Annotated in this window: 19 protein-coding genes; 10 read left to right on the top strand and 9 right to left on the bottom strand. The window is 66.7% G+C overall.

Translation table 11 applies throughout. The annotated features are described in order from the left end of the window. Positions 1 to 563: 563 nt before the first annotated feature. The 3 genes from ACTIMF_RS14690 to ACTIMF_RS14680 all read right to left on the bottom strand — a co-directional run bounded on the left by ACTIMF_RS14690 (position 564) and on the right by ACTIMF_RS14680 (position 4,043). Positions 564 to 2,054: a class I adenylate-forming enzyme family protein gene (locus ACTIMF_RS14690; protein ID WP_442351036.1), complete on the bottom strand. Its 1,491-nt coding sequence runs from the start codon at positions 2,052 to 2,054 to the stop codon at positions 564 to 566. Further along, positions 2,051 to 3,178: a DUF5938 domain-containing protein gene (locus tag ACTIMF_RS14685; RefSeq protein ID WP_442351035.1), complete on the bottom strand. Its 1,128-nt coding sequence runs from the start codon at positions 3,176 to 3,178 to the stop codon at positions 2,051 to 2,053. Before ACTIMF_RS14685 ends, ACTIMF_RS14690 begins: the two co-directional genes overlap by 4 nt. Before the next feature lie 70 nt (positions 3,179 to 3,248). Beyond that, positions 3,249 to 4,043: an SDR family NAD(P)-dependent oxidoreductase gene (locus tag ACTIMF_RS14680; protein WP_442351034.1), complete on the bottom strand. Its 795-nt coding sequence runs from the start codon at positions 4,041 to 4,043 to the stop codon at positions 3,249 to 3,251. A gap of 164 nt (positions 4,044 to 4,207) precedes the next feature. On the opposite strand from ACTIMF_RS14680, the gene ACTIMF_RS14675 reads away from it, so the two are divergent. After that, complete coding sequence (locus ACTIMF_RS14675; protein WP_442351033.1) at positions 4,208 to 4,876, top strand: TetR/AcrR family transcriptional regulator; 669 nt, start codon at positions 4,208 to 4,210, stop codon at positions 4,874 to 4,876. 49 nt (positions 4,877 to 4,925) lie between these two features. Beyond that, positions 4,926 to 5,609: an endonuclease NucS gene (gene nucS, locus ACTIMF_RS14670; protein WP_442351032.1), complete on the top strand. Its 684-nt coding sequence runs from the start codon at positions 4,926 to 4,928 to the stop codon at positions 5,607 to 5,609. A gap of 6 nt (positions 5,610 to 5,615) precedes the next feature. On the opposite strand, the gene ACTIMF_RS14665 is transcribed toward nucS, so the two are convergent. Together ACTIMF_RS14665 and mce are read right to left on the bottom strand one after the other, a co-directional pair. Further along, positions 5,616 to 6,611, bottom strand: coding sequence for a hypothetical protein (locus ACTIMF_RS14665; RefSeq protein ID WP_442351031.1), 996 nt, complete (start codon positions 6,609 to 6,611; stop codon positions 5,616 to 5,618). 83 nt (positions 6,612 to 6,694) lie between these two features. Then, a complete protein-coding gene (gene mce, locus ACTIMF_RS14660) occupies positions 6,695 to 7,183 on the bottom strand; it encodes a methylmalonyl-CoA epimerase (protein ID WP_442351030.1) in 489 nt (162 codons plus the stop codon). 56 nt (positions 7,184 to 7,239) lie between these two features. Here mce and ACTIMF_RS14655 point away from each other — a divergent pair, with 56 nt between their 5' ends. The 3 genes from ACTIMF_RS14655 to ACTIMF_RS14645 are packed head-to-tail and all read left to right on the top strand — an operon-like array spanning position 7,240 to position 9,772. Beyond that, positions 7,240 to 8,433, top strand: a complete 1,194-nt coding sequence (locus ACTIMF_RS14655; RefSeq protein ID WP_442351029.1) for an acetyl-CoA C-acetyltransferase — start codon at positions 7,240 to 7,242, stop codon at positions 8,431 to 8,433. A 5-nt stretch (positions 8,434 to 8,438) separates the two neighbouring features. Then, positions 8,439 to 8,813: a DUF3817 domain-containing protein gene (locus ACTIMF_RS14650; RefSeq protein WP_442351040.1), complete on the top strand. Its 375-nt coding sequence runs from the start codon at positions 8,439 to 8,441 to the stop codon at positions 8,811 to 8,813. 56 nt (positions 8,814 to 8,869) lie between these two features. Then, on the top strand, positions 8,870 to 9,772 hold the full coding sequence (locus ACTIMF_RS14645; protein ID WP_442351039.1) for a tetratricopeptide repeat protein: 903 nt from the start codon (positions 8,870 to 8,872) through the stop codon (positions 9,770 to 9,772). Between the two features lie 12 nt (positions 9,773 to 9,784). Here the strand turns inward: ACTIMF_RS14645 and glgB are convergent, their stop codons facing one another. The 4 genes from glgB to ACTIMF_RS14625 are packed head-to-tail and all read right to left on the bottom strand — an operon-like array spanning position 9,785 to position 15,842. After that, positions 9,785 to 11,935, bottom strand: coding sequence for a 1,4-alpha-glucan branching protein GlgB (gene glgB / locus ACTIMF_RS14640; RefSeq protein WP_442351028.1), 2,151 nt, complete (start codon positions 11,933 to 11,935; stop codon positions 9,785 to 9,787). Continuing rightward, positions 11,932 to 13,917: an ATP-dependent DNA helicase gene (locus ACTIMF_RS14635; RefSeq protein ID WP_442351027.1), complete on the bottom strand. Its 1,986-nt coding sequence runs from the start codon at positions 13,915 to 13,917 to the stop codon at positions 11,932 to 11,934. Before ACTIMF_RS14635 ends, glgB begins: the two co-directional genes overlap by 4 nt. Beyond that, positions 13,914 to 14,498, bottom strand: coding sequence for an isochorismatase family protein (locus tag ACTIMF_RS14630; RefSeq protein WP_442351026.1), 585 nt, complete (start codon positions 14,496 to 14,498; stop codon positions 13,914 to 13,916). The genes ACTIMF_RS14635 and ACTIMF_RS14630 overlap by 4 nt, the downstream gene beginning before the upstream one ends. Further along, positions 14,499 to 15,842, bottom strand: a complete 1,344-nt coding sequence (locus ACTIMF_RS14625) for a nicotinate phosphoribosyltransferase (RefSeq protein ID WP_442351025.1) — start codon at positions 15,840 to 15,842, stop codon at positions 14,499 to 14,501. Between ACTIMF_RS14625 and clpS the strand changes: the two genes are divergently transcribed. The 5 genes from clpS to murI are packed head-to-tail and all read left to right on the top strand — an operon-like array spanning position 15,841 to position 19,345. Further along, positions 15,841 to 16,143 (top strand): ATP-dependent Clp protease adapter ClpS, encoded by a 303-nt coding sequence (clpS, locus tag ACTIMF_RS14620; RefSeq protein ID WP_442351024.1) that lies wholly within the window; start codon positions 15,841 to 15,843, stop codon positions 16,141 to 16,143. The genes ACTIMF_RS14625 and clpS overlap by 2 nt on opposite strands. 10 nt (positions 16,144 to 16,153) lie before the next feature. Next, complete coding sequence (gene aosR, locus ACTIMF_RS14615) at positions 16,154 to 16,765, top strand: oxidative stress transcriptional regulator AosR (protein WP_442351023.1); 612 nt, start codon at positions 16,154 to 16,156, stop codon at positions 16,763 to 16,765. Further along, on the top strand, positions 16,762 to 17,883 hold the full coding sequence (locus tag ACTIMF_RS14610; RefSeq protein ID WP_442351022.1) for a P1 family peptidase: 1,122 nt from the start codon (positions 16,762 to 16,764) through the stop codon (positions 17,881 to 17,883). The genes aosR and ACTIMF_RS14610 overlap by 4 nt, the downstream gene beginning before the upstream one ends. Further along, positions 17,880 to 18,554 carry a rhomboid family intramembrane serine protease gene (locus ACTIMF_RS14605; RefSeq protein WP_442351021.1) on the top strand — a complete coding sequence of 225 codons (675 nt, stop codon included), beginning with the start codon at positions 17,880 to 17,882 and terminating at the stop codon, positions 18,552 to 18,554. The genes ACTIMF_RS14610 and ACTIMF_RS14605 overlap by 4 nt, the downstream gene beginning before the upstream one ends. Next, positions 18,551 to 19,345: a glutamate racemase gene (gene murI / locus ACTIMF_RS14600; RefSeq protein ID WP_442351038.1), complete on the top strand. Its 795-nt coding sequence runs from the start codon at positions 18,551 to 18,553 to the stop codon at positions 19,343 to 19,345. Before ACTIMF_RS14605 ends, murI begins: the two co-directional genes overlap by 4 nt. The last annotated feature ends 45 nt before the right edge of the window (positions 19,346 to 19,390 follow it).

Here is a 19,390-nt window from a genome sequence, read left to right as displayed (position 1 = left end):
CACACCTATAGACCCCGCAGCCGAACGCACCCGTCCGCTCGCCGGTCGAGCGAAGCCGAGACCCGCGGCGTACGACGGATCTCGACTCCGCTCGATCAACCGGGATGGCCGGCTCGCGTACTAGCCTCACCGCGGCACGCGCCCCATCCTGCTGGTCGAGCGAAGTCGAGACCCCTGGCGTACGACGGATCTCGACTCCGCTCGATCGACGTGGTTGGCGGGTTCGCGCTCTAGCTCACTTACGTGCGGACGACGGATCTCGACTCCGCTCGATCAACCGAGGTGGCCCGCTCGCGTATAGCCTCACCGCGGCACGCGCCCCATCCTGCTGGTCGAGCGAAGTCGAGACTCCCTGGCGTACGACGGATCTCGACTCCGCTCGATCAACGTGGCCGGCGGGTTCGCGCTGTAGCCTCACAGCGGCGTCCAGCGGATCTCGACTCCGCTCGATCAACGTGGCCGGCGGGTTCGCACTCTAGCCTCACAGCGGCGTCCAGCGGATCTCGACTCCGCTCGACCAACGTGGCTGGCCGGCTCGCGCTCTAGCCTCTCGAACCGGTCGATCAACGGGGAGCGTTGGCGTCTGTTTCTCTCAACGTTGGTTTATCGATCTTTCCGACGGGGTTCTTCGGGACGTCGTCGATGAGGATGATCTCGACGGGGATTTTGATTGACGCGAGTTGTGTTCGCAGCAGTGTGTAGAGACCGTCGACCGTAGTGCTGGCATCCTCGCGCAGAGACACGTAGGCGACCGGAACTTCGCCGAGGACGTCGTGGGGACGGCCGATGACCGCTGCTTCGTAGACGCCGACGTCGGTATAGATGACCGCCTCGATCTCCTTCGGATAGATGTTCTCGCCGCCTCGGATGATCATGTCTTTCACGCGATCGACGAGCAGTAGGTAGCCATCGTCGTCGAACCGGCCAACGTCGCCGGTGCGCAACCAGCCATCGATGATCGTCTCCGCGGTGGCGTCCGGTCGATTGAGGTAGCCAGCCATCACGACGTCGCCCGCGATGAGCACTTCACCGGGCTCGCCGGTCGGCACGTCTACGAGGTTCTCGTCCACTATTCGGATCTGCTGACCAGTCAGTGGCGGGCCCACGGTTCCGGGTTTACGAACGCCGTCGAGTGGGTTCAGAGCGGACGCCGTGGTCGTCTCCGAGAGCCCGTAGCCTTCGACGATCGGAACACCGAATCGACGCTCGAACCGACCGATCAGGTCGGCAGGCATCGGCGCAGCGCCACAGATGCCGAAGCGCAGAGATGAAGTGTCCGGTTGCACTGTCTCCGGAAGCGCGCTCAGCATCGCGTAAATGGCGGGCACCGCGGAGAAGTACGTCGGGCGATGCTTCTCGACGGCCGGGAAGAACTCATCCGGTCTGAACCGTCCGACGATAGTCGCTTGCCCTCCCGCCCGTAACGGGCTCAGGGTCCCGAGCACTACTCCGTTCGCGTGGAACAGTGGCAGCACCAGCAGACTGTGATCGGCTTCGTCGAAGCGGAAGTGATCGACGAAGGTCGCTGTCATCGCATCGATGTTGGCGTGGGTGGTCATCACCCCCTTCGGTTTCCCGGTGGTGCCCGCCGTGTAGATGAGGAGCGCGATGTCTGTGCCCTCGACGTCCACTGCATCGCGATCGTCCCCCGCGTTATCTGCCAGGAGGTCATCGCAGGAGAGTGTCGGGCAGCTCAGCCCGGTGTCGCTTCGCGCGTGGTCGCTGCCTGGCTCGACGACGAGGATCTTCGCTCCGGCGTCTGTGGTCTGGAACTCGATCTCCGGGCCCGCGAGCGCAGGATTGACGGGCGTGACGGCAGCACCCAATCGCCAGGCCGCGAACAATGCGACGACCAGCTCGACACGATTGGACAGCAGCACGCCGACCACGTCGTTGCGCCCGACGCCCGCACTTGCGAGGTGACCGGCCGAACGCCGCACCGCGTCGGCGAAGCCGACGTTCGTCAGTGCAGTGCGGGCGTCCGCCAAGGCAGGGCGGTCGGGAGCAGTTGCGGCCCGTGACTCGGGGAGGCCCGGGACGACGAGAACAGTCACTGTTGCACCGTCACGACGGGTGCCGAGATGAATCCGAACGATCGGAGAACGCCTTCGAGTTCGCGGTGTCCGAAGGCTTGGCATGCAGACGCGAGTCCTACGCGGCGTGGCGGCTGCTGCAGGAGACTGTAGGCCGCGTAGGCCTGCAGGAGTCCGGTCTGCTGGTAGTTGTTGTTGCCGTGGATCACGACGTGTGCGCGACCGAGCGGGCCGGAGGCGTGCACCGAGTCGAGAGACTTGTGCGTCCGTCGGTTCTCGCGTGGAGGCATCGAGTTCATGACTTGCGCGGCCACTGCGTCGAGAGCGGAGTCGCGCTCGTCGGGCGTCATGTCCTTAGTTGCCTCGAGCGCGTCTGCGACGATCACTGGGACGTTCTGCATGAGTGCCGCATTGAACACGCCGCCCTGCGCCTTGCATGTCGACACGCGTGGGTCCCGTTTGAACCACACCGGATGTGAGGTCCCACCCCACGGCAACGACTGCGCGAGTTCGTGCTGGCCGGGAACGATCAACGGCACGAGACCCTGAGCCGGATCGAACGGAACGAATTCGTTCTGTTCCAGGTGGTACGCGGCACCGCCCGCGGCGTTGACGAGGATCGTTCGGGTGGACGCGATCGTCGGACTGCCGCCCCAGAAGACAGCGATGTCGAGAGTGTCGAGGCCGGGGGTCTCGAGGGCGATCTGAGCCGCGATCTCACCGGTCGTATACATCTGCGCGGTTCCCGGTGCGATGAGCAGGCCGGCTGCTGCAAAGCGGGTACCGAACTCCTCGTCGCAGTGGATCAACCAATCCTGTTCGCCGGTGGTGTCCAGGTAGTGCGCGCCCGCCGCGAGGGCAGCTTCGACGACCGGGTCACCGAGCTTCATGAATGGCCCGACGGTATTTAGAACCACCGAGCTGCCGTGGAACAGGTCGGTGAGCGCGGCGACGGTGTGCTCGGTCTCGACCACCTCGTAGTCGGCGGTCTCGATACCGGGGACGTGCGAGTCCATAGATTCTGTCAGTGTGGCCGTACTGCGGCCAGCGGCGGTGAACGGAACGTTGTACTGGCGGAGGAATTCGCAGACGAGTCGTCCGGTGTAACCGGATGCTCCGTAGACGACGACAGGCTTGGTGCTCATGAGATCTCCTTAGGTGAGGTCGGGGGAGTGTAGACGAGGTCGTTCGTATCGTTGGGGCGCTCGTGCGGACTCACATGCCCATACCGCCGTCGACGGGTAGGCCTGCTCCGTTCACGAAGCGTGCGGCGTCGGACGCGAGGAAGACGACGGCGTCGGCCATGTCGCCGACCTCGCCGAGCCGGCCGCTCGGCGTGAGTCCGACGACGGCCTCGACCGCCTCCTGCGTGGAGCCGAAGAGGCCGAGATCAGCCATGTCGCTGGCGAGGCCCGCGCCCATCTCGGTGGGGACCAGCCCGGGGTAGATGCAGTTGACGCGGACCCCGTAATCGAGTTTTCCGGCCTCCATCGCGGCGACCCGAGTCATCCGGTCGATCGCGGACTTGGTCGCCGAGTAGATCGCGATGCCAGGGAAGGCAATGGTCGCTGCGACCGACGCGACATTGATGATCACCCCGCCGTGGCCCGCCGCTCCGCCCGGTCGCATCGTCCGGAGTGCGTGTTTGATGCCGAGGGCGGTGCCGAGAACGTTCACGTCGAGCTGGCGCCGGACGTCGTCGGCGGAGAGCTCGGTCATCAGAGCGCTGATCTCGACGCCCGCGTTGTTGACGACGATGTCGAGTCCGCCGAGCTGCCCGGTCGCGGCTGCGATCGCTGTCGACCAGCTTTCGTCGTCGGTGACGTTGAGTGAGACGGCTCCGTGGCCCGAACCCAGTGAATCGGCGACGGCGCCCGCGGCGTCGGTCTGCAGGTCTCCGATCAGCACTTTGGCGCCTGCGGCCGCGAGGGCGCGTGCCATGCCCTCGCCGAGGCCTTGGGCCCCGCCGGTCACCAATGCTCGCCGTCCAGTGAGGTCGAATGCGTTCATGAGTCGCTCCCTTGTCTCCGTTTAGTGGCGTGTGCCACACTACCGAAGTCTGGACGAGCGTCAAGAGAAAACCTGGACGACTGTCAAAACACTCGACAGCCTGCGGGTCCAGATGTTCTTGTGCCGGTTATGCTCGGATGATGAAGAGTGCCAGAGGAGGACCGATGACGATCGAAGCCGAGACGGCGAGCGAGCCGATCGCAAAAGCTGGGTCTCCGGCTGAGCGCGGCGTCGGCCGACGGGTCAGCAAGGTAGCGACGAAACGGGATGAACTCGCGCGCGCGGCGTTCAAGACATTGTCCGAACTCGGTTACGCGGGAGCGAGTCTCCGCGAGATCGCAGCGAATTCCGAGTACAGCCACGGTGTGCTGCATTATTACTTCTCCGACAAGCTCGACTTGATCTCGCACTGTGTGTCGCTCTACAAGAGCGAGTGTGTCGCCTCATACGACGATGTGCTCGACGACGTCGACGATGCGCAGACGCTGCGCGAACGATTCGTCCAGCGACTGGTCGCGACGATGGCAGGCGACCTACCGACTCACAAACTGTGGTACGACCTGCGGATTCAGGCATTGTTCGAGCCGTCGCTACTCGACGGGGTGCGGGAGATCGACGCAGAACTCGAGGCGATGATCTGGCGAGTGGTCTCACGGTATGCGGAACTCGCAGGCAGTGACCCGCTTCTGGACCCCGGCGGTGTCTACGCCGCGTTCGACGGTCCCTTCGAGCGGGCCGTCCGCCGGTCCGCGGTGGGGGAGGACGGCGTCGGCGCAGAGTTGGCGGCGCAGTTGGACGGGCTATTGGCCGCACTCGTCCCCACGCGTTCCTGACGTCCCCGGACAGTCTCGGCGTCACCGTGATCGCCTACACTCGGCGACTGTGAGACTCGTGATTGCCGATTGCCAGGTCGACTACGTCGGCCGTCTGACCGCGCACCTGCCGATGGCCAAGCGGCTTATCCTCGTGAAGTCGGACGGCTCGGTGAGCATTCACGCGGACGACCGAGCGTTCAAGCCGCTGAACTGGATGAGCCCACCGTGCTGGATGTCCGAAGAGGCTCCTGCCGAGGGTGTCGACGCCGAGGTGGTCTGGGTGGTCACGAACAAGGCGGGGGAGCAGTTGCGGATCACGGTCGCGTCGATCGAGCACGACTCTTCTCACGAACTGGGGCTCGACCCCGGGTTGGTCAAAGACGGCGTCGAAGCGCACCTGCAGGAGTTGCTCGCCGAGCACGTGACGACTCTCGGCGAGGGCTATACGTTGATCCGTCGCGAGTACATGACGGCCATCGGCCCCGTCGACATCCTGTGCCGCGACGCGGACGGGGCGACGGTGGCGGTCGAGATCAAGCGTCGCGGTGAGATCGACGGCGTCGAACAGTTGACCCGGTACCTCGACCTTCTCAACCGTGATGCGACGATCGCCCCGGTTTCCGGAGTCTTTGCCGCACAGGTCATCAAGCCGCAGGCACGGACACTCGCGACTGATCGCGGAATCCGTTGTGTGACATTGGACTACGACAAGCTTCGCGGTACCGAGAGCACGGAGTTCCGGCTGTTCTGAGCCGAGTCAGGCGCTCGCCGACGTGTGCCCGCTCTTGCCGCGACCCGACGCGCCGAAGCGTTGCTCGTCGTAGGCGTCGAGCGAGTACTCGTCGTCGACAGCGTCTAGGACGTCGGTAGCCTCGGTCGCCCGAGGATCGTCAAAAGGGGCGTCGTCGGACGCGTTCTCCTCGACCTCGCTGCCGTCGCCCGTCGTGAAACGGTCGCGACCCGATAGCGTGCGGTTGAGGAGCTCTAGATCGTCGGAGTCGGTGAGCGACACCAGATCCTGCTCGTCTCCCGACAGCGTCAGCGCCTCCGGCAGATCGACGAGGTGCTGCCGAAGGGCATCCAAGTGATCGAGGATCTGTCCGTGTGCGTCATGGGCGGCGCCCGCGAGTTCGCGGGAGCGTGCCAGGCGGTTCATCGAGATCGAGTGAGCGGCGCCCCGGAGGCGAGCGGCCTCCGACTCTGCTTCGTCGAGAATCTCCTGTGCGCGTCGGCGCGCGTCAGCGAGCGCATCCGCGGCTTCCTGTCGGGTCCGCTCGGCTTCGGTGTCGATGTCGGCGGCACGTTTCTCGGCATCGGTGATCAGTGAGTCGGCGTGATCCTGTGCCAGTTCCTTGGTCCGCGCGGCTTCGGCGGAGGCGTCCGAACGCTCCTGGTGTGCGTTCTGGCGAGCGATGCTCAGCGTCTCGTCGGCTTCGTCGCGGGCGTTCGCGCGGAGCTCTGCGGCCTCGTCGGTCGCGAGTTGAAGCATGCGCGACACTCGATCGCTCATGCCTGCCACTGTGGTCGGCGGCACCGAGAGGGCGTCGACCTCCCGTTGGAGCTCGTGCATCTGAGTGCGAGCTTGCTCGAGCCGGTCATGCAACTCGTCGGCGCTCGCGTGCGCGGAGTCGCGGTCGGCCGCCATCATCTGCATCTCGGCGTCGAGCCTCCGGAGGTGGTCGGTCACCTGGTCGCGGTCGTAGCCGCGCATGACGATGGGGAACGGGCTCTGACGCTGACCAGGATTAGACATGTCTCAATTGTAGGACGACGAGCTCGCGAGACACCGGACCCGCTGCCCTGTGTCTCGCCGCAGTTTGGTAAAGGGGCGTCCCGTCAGTGCTCCGCGGGCTCGACGAGCTCGAGGAGCACGCCGCCAGCGTCCTTCGGGTGGACGAAGTTGATACGCGAATCAGCGGTTCCACGCTTGGCCGCCGGGTACAGCAAGCGGACTCCCGCATCGGTCAGTCGAGCCGTCACCGCGTCGAGGTCGGTGACGCGCACTGCCATCTGCTGCAACCCGGGACCGTTTCGGTCGATGAACTTGGCGATCGTCGACTGCTCGTTCAACGGTGCGAGCAGTTGAATCAGTGCGCCGGAGCCACCGCGCGGACCGACCATCGCCTCACGCACCCCTTGGTCCTCATTAATCTCCTCGTGGAGGTTCTCGAAACCGAAGTTCTCGAGGTACCACGCAGCCGACGCGTCGAGGTCGGTGACGGCGATGCCCACGTGATCGATGCCCACGACGAGGTCGCCCGCAGCGGCCAGTGCGCCATCGTTCGGGGTGGTGGTGTTCACATGCTCGGATGCTGAGTTACTCATCTCCTAACGGTAGCTTGGAAGGGACTACGCACTGTTTTCGACTAGGAGTTGGCTGAATGTCCGACAACACCACCGTCATCGTCTCCGGCGCTCGCACGCCGCTCGGACGCCTCATGGGATCACTGAAGGGGCACTCCGGCGTCGACCTGGGTGCGGTCGCCGTGAAGGGCGCTCTCGCGCGTGGCGGAGTCGACCCCGACGTGGTCGACTACGTGATCATGGGTCAGGTGCTCACCGCAGGCGCCGGGCAGATGCCCGCACGGCAGACCTCGGTCAAGGCGGGCATCGGCTGGGATGTTCCGGCGTTGTCGATCAACAAGATGTGCCTGTCGGGCATCGACGCGATCGCATTGGCCGACCAGCTGATCCGCGCGGGCGAGTTCGACTGCGTCGTCGCGGGCGGGCAGGAGTCGATGACGCAGGCCCCGCACCTGCTTCCGGGCAGCCGTGGCGGCTTCAAGTACGGGAACACCGAACTCGTCGATCACACCGCGTACGACGGCCTGCACGACGTTTTCACCGACCAGCCGATGGGCGCCCTCACTGAGCAGGGCAACGATACCGACGGATTCACCCGCGAAGAGCAGGACGAATTCGCCGCGCGGAGCCACCGCTTGGCCGCTGCCGCAGCCGCCAACGGCGTCTTTGACGACGAGATCGTCCCGGTCGAGATTCCGCAGCGCAAAGGCGACCCGATCTCCTTCACGACCGACGAAGGCGTGCGCGCCGACACCACCGTCGAGTCGTTGAGCGGCCTGCGTCCGGCCTTCGCCAAGGGCGGCACCATCACCGCAGGCAACGCGTCGCAGATCTCCGACGGTGCCTGCGCCGTCGTCGTCATGAGTAAGAAGAAGGCCCAGGAGCTGGGTCTGTCCTGGCTCGCTGAGATCGGCGCGCACGGCGTCGTCGCGGGGCCGGACTCGTCGCTGCAGCAGCAGCCTGCCAACGCCATCCTCGCGGCGTGCGAGAAGGAGGGCATCACGCCTGCCGATCTCGACCTGATCGAGATCAACGAGGCGTTCGCCGTAGTCGGCCTCGCATCGACCAAGACGCTGGGCGTCGACCCGGAGATCGTCAACGTCAACGGCGGCGCGATCTCGCTCGGCCACCCGATCGGCATGTCCGGCGCCCGCATCGCGTTGCACCTGGCTCTCGAGCTCGCTCGTCGCGGCGGTGGCGTCGGGGCGGCGGCTCTGTGCGGTGCAGGTGGCCAGGGCGACGCCCTGATCGTCCGCGTCCCCAAGGCGTGATGACCATGAAAGACTTCTTCACTCTCACCACCCCGGCCAAGTGCTTTCGCTTCATCGCCGTTGTCGAAGCCATTACGTGGGCCGCGCTGCTGATCGGTATGGCGTTCAAGTACGGCGGCGGGATCGACAGCGCGGTGCGATACCCCGGTATGGCCCACGGTGCGGCGTTCGTCGCCTACCTGGTGATCACGCTCTGGGCCGCATACGCATTGAAGTGGAATTTCAAGACTCTCGTCCTCGCGGGCATCGCTGCGATCCCGCCGTTCTTCTCGGTGTGGTTCGAGGTGTGGGCGCGACGCAATGGTCACCTCGGCGAACTGTCGCATGATGTGACGGCACGTGGCGACGACGACGTCGATCGTGACAAACTGGCGGTGTGAGCAGTCCTATGAATCGTCGGCAGGCCGCAGCGGCGGCCATGCAGCAGGCAAGCACCATGTCGGGTGCCGTTGACCTGTCCGTCCTCAAAGAACGTGCCGAAGCTCAGCGGTCGCGGGCCGCTGCGCCCGCTCCACAACCCGGTGCCGAGCCGGGCGCGCCGGGGCAGGTCCCTCAGGGAGCGTCGATCATCGATGTCACGGAGGCCACGTTCGAGACGGACGTCGTTGCGCGATCCGATCAAGAACTCGTCATCACCCTCCTATGGGCGGGGTGGAGCGAGCCGAGCGTCCAACTCGCGCAGCTCCTCCAGGAACTCGCCGTCCGGGCTGCGGGTGCGTGGACGTTGGCCCGCGTCGATGTCGACGTCGCACCACGAATCGCGCAGGCCTTCGGTGCGCAGTCGGTGCCGATCGCCATCGCTCTCGCCGGCGGACAGCCGGTGTCGGCGTTCGACGGTCGTCAGCCGCTCGAGCAGGTCGGTGCGTGGCTCGACGAGATCACGTCGAAGATGGGCATCCCGAGTCCGGACACCGAGCCGGAGCCGGAGCCCGAGGACGATCCGCGGATGGTCGCGGCCGAGGAGTTGCTGAACTCCGACGACCTCGAGGGCGCGTTGGCCGCGTACCAGGCGATCCTTGCGCTGGAACCCGAGAACGTCGAGGCTGCGGCGATCGCGCGGAACGTCGAGTTCACGATTCGCGCGAAGCAGCACGACCCGACGATCTTGGAGACCGCGGAGCCCGGCGACGTCGACGCGCAACTGGCGGCTGCCGACGTGCTACTACTCGGTCAGCGTCCAGAGCAGGCGTTCGACCGCATCATCGACGTGGTGCGCGTATCGGACGGCGACGACAAGGCGCGGGCGCGCACGCGGCTCCTCGAGCTCTTCGAGTTGTTCGATCCGGCCGAGCCGTTCGTCGTCGCCGCACGCCGGAAACTAGCGGCCGCGCTGTACTGACACGCGGCGGGTTCAGGCCGGGGCGAGCCAGAGCGACGAACGCGCGGGGAGCGTCAGGTCCGCACTGAACCCGCGCCCGTGAGCCGGGCGGTCGTGTGCTTGCACCGACCCGAGGTTCCCCACGCCCGAACCCCGGTACTCCAGAGCCGCGGTGTTCAGGACCTCCCGCCACCGTCCACCGCGGGGCAGACCTGTCCGGTACTCGTACAGGTCCTCGTCGGAGAAATTGAACACACACGCGAGGGCGCCGTCGCCCGTGGGATCGAGCCGTAGGAACGCGACCACGGAATGCTCGGTGTCGCTGGTATCGATGATCTCCAGCCCCGCAGCGTCGGCGTCGCCGGTGTATAGCGCTGGCGAGGCGAACATGATCCGGCCGAGATCTCGGACGAGCCGTGCGATACCGCGGTGGGTGGGCCCATCGTCTCGGTGCAGGGCGGGCCAGTCGACGCCGACGTGATCGGACCATTCGTCGATCTGCCCGAACTCCTGCCCCATGAAGAGCAGATTCTTGCCGGGATGTGCCCACTGGTAGGCCAGTAGCGCGCGGACGTGGTCGGCGCGCCGTTCACCCGCACCGGGCATGCGGGTGGTCAGCGTGCCCTTGCCGTGCACCATCTCGTCATGACTGAGCGGCAGGACGTGCCGCTCGCGGACCGCGCTGGTCAGCGAGTCCAGAAGCAGTGGGTTGCTCGCACCGCGCTGCGCAGGCGGTGTGCCGACGTAGTCCAGGGTGCGGTGCATCCAGCCGAGGTCCCATTTGAAGTCGAAGCCGAGCCCGCCGCCGGAGGTCGGTGCGGTGACTCCGGGCCACGCGGTGGACTCTTCGGCGATGACCACGACCCCGCTATGGCGTCGATGGACCATGTCCGTGAGCTCCCGGAGGAAGTCCACCGCCTCCTCATTGCGATGGCTGCCGTCGACCGCGGGCCGCCACTGGCCAGGTCCCCGCGAGTAGTCGCGGTACAGCATCGCGGCGACCGCGTCCACGCGCAGTCCGTCGACGTGGAACTCGTCGCACCAATATCGCGCGCTTGCCAGGAGGAAACCGCGGACCTCGTCGCGTCCGAGATTGAAAGCGTAAGTGCCCCAGTCGGGTTGGTCGCGTCGCAACGGGTCGGCGTGCTCGTAGAGCGCGGTGCCGTCGAACTCGCCGAGCGCGAACGGGTCCTTCGGGAAATGAGCGGGAACCCAGTCGAGGATCACGCCGATCCGTCGTGAATGCAGATGGTCGACGAGATACCGCAGGTCGTCAGGTGCGCCGAATCGAGCGGTCGGCGCGAAGAACGAACCGACCTGATAGCCCCACGACGGACCGTACGGGTGTTCGGTGAGCGGCAGCAGTTGCACGTGCGTGAAGTTCAGATCGACAACGTGGTCGGCGAGCAGATGCGCTGCACGCCGATAGTCCAGCCCGGGCCGCCAGGAGCCGAGGTGGACCTCGTAGATGCTCAGGGGACGGCTCGCCGGATCGCCGTGTGCGCGGGCGGTCATCCACTCCTCGTCACGCCACGAATACTCGGAGACCGCGTCGACTATCGACGCGGTCTCCGGTGGACACTGCGTGCGGTGGGCGAGCGGATCGGCCTTGTCGCGGAGGAGTCCGTCGGCGCCGACGATCCGGTACTTGTAGCGATCACCGACTTGTGCGCCCGGGACGAAGAGCTCCCAGACGCCGTCGTGCCGGACCATCGGGAACTGTTGGCCGCCCCACGAGTCGAAGTCGCCGAATACGGTGACTCCGCGCGCATTCGGCGCCCACACGGCGAAATCGACACCGTCGATCGACCGTCCGGAGTCGGTGTCGCGGCGGCTGGGGGTTGAGCCGAGCATGTCGACGATCGTGTCGCCGCCCGCCCGGATGACGTCTCGATCGGCGTCGGTCAGTCGCGGTCCGAATCGGAAGGGATCGTCGAGGGTCACTGGACCGGAGCCGTAATCGACCTCGTACCAGTAGTCGGCACCGGGACGGTCCGCTTGCCAGAGCACATCGCGGATCTGATGTAGCGGCGTCCTCGCGCCAGAGGACGCGACGGCCTCGCCGCGGACGATGCCGGGCAGCAGTGCGTGCACCCGCACCGACGGCCCGTCCCGGTGCGCGCCGAGGATGCGGTGCGGGCTCGGATGGGTGCCCGCGAGGAGTCGGCCGATCCAGTCGGTCATGATCGGCTCGACGCCAACCTCGTCAACGCGGCCGTGACGGCCTTCAGGTCGCGCGTCTTCCAGAACGGTGGCAGCCCCGCCATCAGATAATTGCCGTAGCGAGCGGTGGCGAGTCGGGGATCGAGGACGGCGACCACACCGCGGTCCGACGTCGAACGGAGGAGCCGGCCTGCGCCCTGCGCCAGCAGCAGTCCGGCATGATTGGCAGACACGGTGAGGAAGCCGTTGCCCCCGAGAGCGTCCACATCGCGTTGACGCGCCGACAACAGTGGGTCGTCGGGGCGCGGGAACGGGATCCGGTCGATCATCACCAACTGCAGTGAACGTCCCGGGACGTCGACGCCCTGCCACAACGACAACGTGCCGAACAGACACGTCCGCTCATCGTCGGCGAACGTCCGGATCAGCGTCGACGTCGCGTCTTCGCCCTGGCACAGGATCGGGAAGTCGACGCGGTCGCGGAGTTGTTCGGCGGCCTCCTTCGCCGCGCGCATCGACGAGAACAGCCCGAGCGTCCGCCCACCTGCCGCCGTCATCAACTCGACCATCTGGTCGAGGGTCGCCGGAGCGATACCGTCGCGGCCGGGCGGCGGAAGTCGATCGGCGACGTACAGGATCGCCGATCTCGGGTAGTCGAACGGCGAGCCTGCGTCCAATCCGCGCCAGCCTGCGCCTTCGGCGTCGTCGCCATGTGTCGGGAGGCCCCAGGTGCGCGCGAGGGCGTCGAAACTCCCGCCCAACGTCAAGGTCGCGGATGTGAGAACCACCGTCGAGTCGGTGAACAGGGACGTTCGCAGCAGACCCGCGACCGACAACGGCGCGATCCGCAACGTGTGGCGTGTGTTGTTGCGGAAGTCGTCGACGGACTTCCACACGACGTCGAACCGTTTGGTGATGTCGGACTCGCCGAACACCGTCAGGGTGCGGACGACGCTGTCGTGCAGGGACTCGGTCGCCGACATCGCCATCTGGCGGGCGGCCGCGGCCTCCGGATCAGTACCCGGTTTGGCCGGTCCGATCTCGCTGCGCGCGTTCCACAGTCGATCGCGCAGCGACGCGAGGATCTCGCCCGCACCGTTGGGCAGACGGGTCCACTCGCCGTTATGCGTCGCCTCGAGCAGGATGCCGAGTTGCTCGCCTGCGCCGATCAACGAGTCGGCCGTCTCGTCGGACACGAGCTTTCCGAGACGACGGGCGACGATGGTGACGCCCGCGGCGGAGATCTCCTCGGTCGTCACCGACGTGATGCGATCGACCAACTCGTGGGCCTCGTCGATCACCACGACCCGGTGCTCGGGGAGGATCGTCGCCGGACTCATCGCGTCGATCGCGAGCATCGCGTGGTTGGTGACGATCACGTCCGATGCCCCGGCTTTACGACGCGCGAGTTCGGCGAAGCAGTCGTCGCCGTACGGACATGCGTTGGCGCCCAGGCATTCACGCGATGTGACGCTCACCTGTCGCCACGAGCGGTCCGAGACGCCCTGGGGGAGGTCGTCGCGGTCGCCGGTCTCGGTGTCCGACGTCCACTCGCGCAGCCGGGTGACCTCTCGGCCCGTTCGTGACAGTTCGAAGGCGTCGAACAGTTCGCTGTCGGGCTCGTCGGCGACTCCGGAGTGCAGCTTGTTCAAGCACAGATAGTTCGCGCGCCCCTTGAGGATCGCGAAGAGAGGCTCGCGACCCAGCGGTTTCGTCAGCGCGGTCGCCAGCCGCGGTAGGTCGCGTTCGGTGAGCTGACGCTGCAGTGCGATGGTCGCCGTCGAGACGACCACCGTCTCGTTCGATTCGACGGCATGCCGGATGGACGGGACCAGATAGGCCAACGACTTGCCGGTACCTGTACCGGCCTGCACGGCCAGATGCTCGCCGTCGTCGATCGCGGTGGCGACGGCGGTCGCCATCGTCACCTGTCCGTCTCGGCGGGTGCCGCCGAGTTCGGATACCGCGTGGTCGAGGAGTTCGGGGACCTCTGGAACGCTCACTGGGCAGGGGCGCCGGTGTGCAGCAGTGTTCCGGACACCTCGACGCCTGCCTCGCGGAGTTCACGCAGTGCGGTCTGTGTGGTCTCCTCGGCAACGGCTGCGGTGAAGTCGAGCAAGACGCTCGTGCGGAAGCCGTTGCGGGCGGCGTCCACAGCGGTCGCGCGGACACAGTGATCGGTGGCGACGCCGACGACGTCGACCGCTTTGACTCCGTGGGCGGTCAACCACTCGGCGAGCGGCGTCCCGTCGGCGTCTTCGCCCTCGAACCCCGAGTACGCGGCCGAATAGGCGCCCTTGTCGAAGACGGCCTGGAACGGCTCGGTGTCCAAGCTCGGGTGGAACCCGACGCCGTCGGTGCGAGCGACGCAGTGCGGGGGCCACGAGTCGACGAAGTCGGGGTCGTCGGAGAAGTGCGATCCGGGGTCGATGTGGTAGTCGCGGGTGGCGACGACGGTCGAATAGTCTCCGCTGATCGAGTTCACGCCGGCAGCGACGGCCGCCCCGCCCGTGACGGCGACGGAGCCTCCTTCGCAGAAGTCGTTCTGGACGTCGACGACTATCAGGGCTCGATTGGTGGACATCTACTTCTCCGGTCGGCTGACGTGTCGGGTGACTACTGCGGGATCGCCGTGGCTCAGGCCGAGCCCCTCCCAGGGGAGCGACACGAGGCCTCGCGCGAGATGCTCGCGGGCGTCGGTGAGCGTCGGCACGTCATCGACGACGCGGCCACCGCGCACCAGTGGGATCTGCAGGTCTCTCACTTCTAGGCTACCGAGGCCGCTCACCGCGTCGTCGCCCGCCACACCGGCTCCGGTCACGATGATCTCCTCCACGATCGTGCCGGTGTCGCGGGCGGCGCGCAGTGCACGCTTGGCTCCGCCGTGGCTCTCCTTGTGACTTGAGCGTTTGGCGACCGGAACGCCGTCCACCTCGACGAGCTTGTAGACCATTCCCGCGGTAGGCGCCCCACTGCCGGTGACCAGCGAGGTCCCGACGCCGTAGGTGTCGACGGGTTCGGCGCGCAGGGATGCGATCGCGTACTCATCGAGGTCGCCGGAGACGACGATCTGGGTGTTCGTCGCGCCGAGATCGTCGAGCTGGGCGCGTACTTGACGGGCGAGGACGCCGAGGTCGCCCGAGTCGATGCGGACCGCGCCGAGTTCGGGGCCCGCCACCTCGATCGCGTTAGCGACGCCTCGCGTGATGTCGTAGGTGTCCACGAGCAGTGTCGTCCCGATGCCGAGGGCGTCGACCTGGGCGGCGAACGCGGCCTTCTCATCGCTGCCATCGGCAGTAGCGAACGACAATGTGAACGCGTGCGCCGCGGTGCCCGCGCTCGGGACTCCGTAGGTCCGAGCGGCTTCCAGATTGCTGGTGGCCGTCAGGCCCGCGATGTACGAGGCGCGCGCCGCGGCGACTGCTGCCCGTTCGTGGGTGCGTCTCGAGCCCATCTCGATGATCGGCCTTCCGGCCGCCGCGCTGACCATTCGGGCCGCGGCCGATGCGATCGCGCTGTCGTGATTGAGGATCGACAGGATCACGGTCTCCAGAACCACGCCCTCGGCGAAGCCGCCGCGCACGGTCATGATGGGGGAGCCGGGAAAGTACAGTTCGCCTTCGCGGTAGCCGTCGATGTCGCCGGAGAATCGGTAGTCGGCGAGCCAGTCGAGAGTCGGCTGATCGACCACGCCGCGCAAGGCCTCGATCTCGTCGTCGGAGAAGCGGAACTGCGCGAGAGCCTCCAGGACACGGCCGGTCCCGGCGACGACGCCGTACCTTCGTCCGTCGGGGAGTCGACGAGCGAACACCTCGAAGACGCACGCACGATCGGCACGCTCGGCCTTGATGGCCGCGGAGATCATGGTCAGTTCGTAGTGGTCTGTCAGCAGCGCGGTACCGGTCACATTCGCTACCCTATTACTCATGGTGCGCGATGAGTCGACGCCGGGCACGAGCACCGGTACCGCGGTGGCAGAACCCGCGGTCGAAACGGATCGACCGTGGGTGACGATCGTGTGGGACGACCCGGTGAACCTCATGAACTATGTCGCGTACATCTTCCAGAAACTGTTCGGCTATTCGGAGGTACGAGCTCGCGAGCTGATGATGCAAGTGCACAACGAAGGCAAGGCGGTCGTCTCTTCGGGCGACCGGACCAAGGTCGAGGCCGACGTCCGCAAACTGCATGCGGCAGGGCTCTGGGCGACGATGCAGCACGATTCGTGAGGCGGCGCCGATGAGGACGTGGCGCCGGACCGGAAGTGGAGCTCAGGCGCGGATCTGCTCCAATCTGGAGAGCTACGAGTGCCAACTGCTCGCCTCCATGATCGAGTCGATCTCCGACCTGCTCGTCGAACGCGTCGACTCGGCGCCGAACGACGAACTGTCGGCTATCACCGGGATCGCGACCGGCCATACGCGCGCACCAGAAGACGTGACGATGGGGCGGCTGCTACCCGATTTTCACCGGCCCGACCAGGAGGACGAGTTGACGGCGGCGTCGCTCGCCTCCGACCTCAACGGCGGTCTGCGTAGTGTCAACGAGCCGCGGATCATCGACGCCAAACTCGACGCCGCGCGCACCGTCCTCGACACCCTGCCGCCCGATGGCGGAGACATCCGCCTCACCGAGGCGGAGGCCGACCGCTGGCTGGCTGCCCTCACCGACGTGCGGTTGGCACTCGGCGCGATGCTGGGCATCGACGACCAGCCGATGAGGCTTCCACCCGACCATCCACAGGCCGCGCACCGCGACGTCTACGACTGGCTGTCGGTGGTCCAGGGACTGCTCGTCGAGGCGCTGATGGCCGATGAATGGACGCAATCGGACTGGGACGTCCTCGAGTGACCGCCGGAGGATCGCTGTCTCGCGCGGGCAACCGCATCACCGACGTCGCCGGGATCGGCGTCGGACACCACCACTTGATCGACGACGACGTGGTCGTCGCCACTGCGACGGAACCCGGCTCGGGGTGGGCGTCGGGTTCCACCGTGGTCACCGTCGCCGACGGCGCGACGACAGCCGTCGACGTGCGCGGCGGCGGGCCGGGCACCCGGGAGACGGACCTGCTCGAACCAGGGAACAGCGTGCGGGGCGCAAACGCGATCGTCCTGACCGGCGGCAGCGCGTACGGCTTGTCGTCGGCAGACGGTGTGATGCGTGGTCTCGAGACCGCGGGCATCGGACTGCCGATGGACCGACAGGGGCACGTGGTTCCGATCGTGCCCGCCGCCGTGATCTTCGATCTGCCCGTCGGGCGCTGGGAGAACCGACCCGACGCCGAGTTCGGGGAGCGTGCGCTCGCTGCCGCGGGCGCCGATTTCGCCGTCGGGTCAGTGGGTGCGGGCGCGGGCGCGCGCGCAGGAGTCCTCAAAGGCGGGGTGGGAACGGCTTCGCTCACGGTGACCGAGGGGCCTGCGCGCGGACTGACGGTCGGTGCACTCGTCGTCGCCAATCCCGTCGGGCAGGTGGTCGACCCCCAGACCGGGCTGCCGTGGGGCCCGGACGATCTGACCCATCACGGGCTGCGTCGACCCGCCGCCGCCGAACTGACCCGACTGCGGGCGCTCGAAGCGAAGGGGTCGGTCCTGAACACGACGATCGGTGTCGTCGCGACCGATGCGACGCTGTCGGTGCCCGCCGCACGACGGCTCGCGATGTCCGGGCACGACGGCCTCGCGCGTGCGGTGCGTCCCGCGCACTCGCCGCTCGACGGGGACACACTGTTCGCGGTCGCGACCGGCGAGCGTACCGCCGACCCGGACGTGGCCGTAGACATCCCACCCGGCATGGAGTCCGACATCGCCGTCGTCGCCGCACTCGCCGAGGCGTCGGCGACCGTCGTCCAACGCGCCATCGTGTCGGCAGTGGTCAACGCGACCGGTGTCGCCGGCATACCCGCCTACCGCGACGTGCTCGCGTCGGCGTTCGTGGACGGTCTCGTGTTCGGGCCGGGGGATCGGTGAGCGCGCAGTTCCCGGCCGATCCGTTCGGCACCCCGTCGTCCGATGGTCGCGGCACGAGCCCCGAAACGGCCAAGCCGTGGGATCGCTGGCTGCAGATCCTGATCATTCTCGCCGTCGTCACCGCGATCGGGTTCGCCGTCGAACTGCTCGACGTCGTGATGGACGGTCGGCTCGACATGTACGGCATCGTGCCTCGTACCTGGTCCGGCTTACTCGGAATCATCTGGGCGCCCTTCCTGCACGCCGACTTCGCGCACCTCGTCTCGAATCTCGTGCCGGGTCTCGTCCTGGGCTTCTTCGTGCTGTTGAGCGGCCGGGCTCTGGTCGTCACAGGTGTCGTCTGGGTGGTGTCCGGCGTCGGCGTGTGGCTGACGGCACCGTCGATGTCCACCACGATCGGGGCGTCCGGAATCGTCTTCGGCTGGTTGACGTTCTTGATCGTGCGCGGGCTGTTCAGCCGCGACGTGTGGCAGGTGCTCGGCGGGGTGGTCATCACTGTGATCTACGGCGGAATCTTATGGGGCGTCGTTCCGGGCGCGTCCGGGATGTCGTGGCAGGGGCATCTGTTCGGGGCTATCGGCGGGGTTCTTGCGGCGTGGATGACCGCGACGTCGGCAGGGGATAAGAAGGTCGGCGACAAGAACGCCATCGAACTGGGAGGACTGTCCTGAATCACGGACCGATCGGAATCTTTGACTCGGGCGTCGGTGGGCTCACCGTCGCGCGCGCGGTGATCGACCTGCTGCCCGACGAGGACATCGTCTACATCGGCGACACCGCGAATGGGCCGTACGGTCCGTTGACGATTCCCGAGATCCGCGGCCACGCGTTGGCTATTGGCGACGAGCTGATGCATCGCGGCGTCAAGGCGATCGTCATCGCGTGTAATACGGCGTCGGCCGCGATGCTCCGCGATGCTCGAGAGCGCTATGCGCCGATCCCGGTGATCGAGGTGATTCTGCCCGCCGTCCGCCGTGCCGTCGCGTCCACGCGCAACGGTCGGATCGGTGTGCTGGGCACCGAGGCCACCGTCGCGTCTCGGGCATACCAAGACTCTTTCGCGGCAGCTCGCGACATGGAGATCACCGCCGTCGCCTGCCCGCGATTCGTCGACTTCGTCGAACGCGGCGTGACGAGCGGCAGACAGATCCTGCAACTCGCCCAGGGGTACCTCGCGCCTCTGCAACAAGCCGATGTGGACACCGTCGTTCTCGGATGCACCCACTATCCGCTGCTGTCGGGTGTCATCCAGTTGGTGATGGGCGAGGAGGTGACGCTGGTGTCGAGTGCCGAGGAGACGGCCAAGGACACCTTCCGCGTGCTGACCGAGTCGGATTCGCTGAACTCGCACACCGGTCGGGAAGCACATCGATTGTTTTCGGCGACAGGCGATCCCGGAAGTTTCGCCAAGTTGTCCAAGCGATTCCTCGGGCCACAGATCGGCCATGTGACGCACTTCTGACGCTTCTCATGTGATGCGTCTCGCTTCTGGCCTGCTTCAATCGGT

The sequence above is a fragment of the Gordonia sp. (in: high G+C Gram-positive bacteria) genome, assembly GCF_052106715.1.
Classification (GTDB): Bacteria; Actinomycetota; Actinomycetes; order Mycobacteriales; family Mycobacteriaceae; genus Gordonia.
This window is presented reverse-complemented; position numbering and strand designations above follow the sequence as displayed.

Coding starts and splice junctions, on each gene's coding strand:
- ACTIMF_RS14685 (WP_442351035.1), bottom strand. CDS start 3,178: ATGAGCACCAAGCCTGTCGTCGTCTACGGAGCATCCGGTTACACCGGA.
- ACTIMF_RS14680 (WP_442351034.1), bottom strand. CDS start 4,043: ATGAACGCATTCGACCTCACTGGACGGCGAGCATTGGTGACCGGCGGG.
- ACTIMF_RS14675 (WP_442351033.1), top strand. CDS start 4,208: ATGACGATCGAAGCCGAGACGGCGAGCGAGCCGATCGCAAAAGCTGGG.
- ACTIMF_RS14665 (WP_442351031.1), bottom strand. CDS start 6,611: ATGTCTAATCCTGGTCAGCGTCAGAGCCCGTTCCCCATCGTCATGCGC.
- mce (WP_442351030.1), bottom strand. CDS start 7,183: ATGAGTAACTCAGCATCCGAGCATGTGAACACCACCACCCCGAACGAT.
- ACTIMF_RS14655 (WP_442351029.1), top strand. CDS start 7,240: ATGTCCGACAACACCACCGTCATCGTCTCCGGCGCTCGCACGCCGCTC.
- ACTIMF_RS14650 (WP_442351040.1), top strand. CDS start 8,439: ATGAAAGACTTCTTCACTCTCACCACCCCGGCCAAGTGCTTTCGCTTC.
- ACTIMF_RS14645 (WP_442351039.1), top strand. CDS start 8,870: ATGTCGGGTGCCGTTGACCTGTCCGTCCTCAAAGAACGTGCCGAAGCT.
- glgB (WP_442351028.1), bottom strand. CDS start 11,935: ATGACCGACTGGATCGGCCGACTCCTCGCGGGCACCCATCCGAGCCCG.
- ACTIMF_RS14630 (WP_442351026.1), bottom strand. CDS start 14,498: ATGTCCACCAATCGAGCCCTGATAGTCGTCGACGTCCAGAACGACTTC.
- clpS (WP_442351024.1), top strand. CDS start 15,841: ATGGTGCGCGATGAGTCGACGCCGGGCACGAGCACCGGTACCGCGGTG.
- ACTIMF_RS14625 (WP_442351025.1), bottom strand. CDS start 15,842: ATGAGTAATAGGGTAGCGAATGTGACCGGTACCGCGCTGCTGACAGAC.
- aosR (WP_442351023.1), top strand. CDS start 16,154: ATGAGGACGTGGCGCCGGACCGGAAGTGGAGCTCAGGCGCGGATCTGC.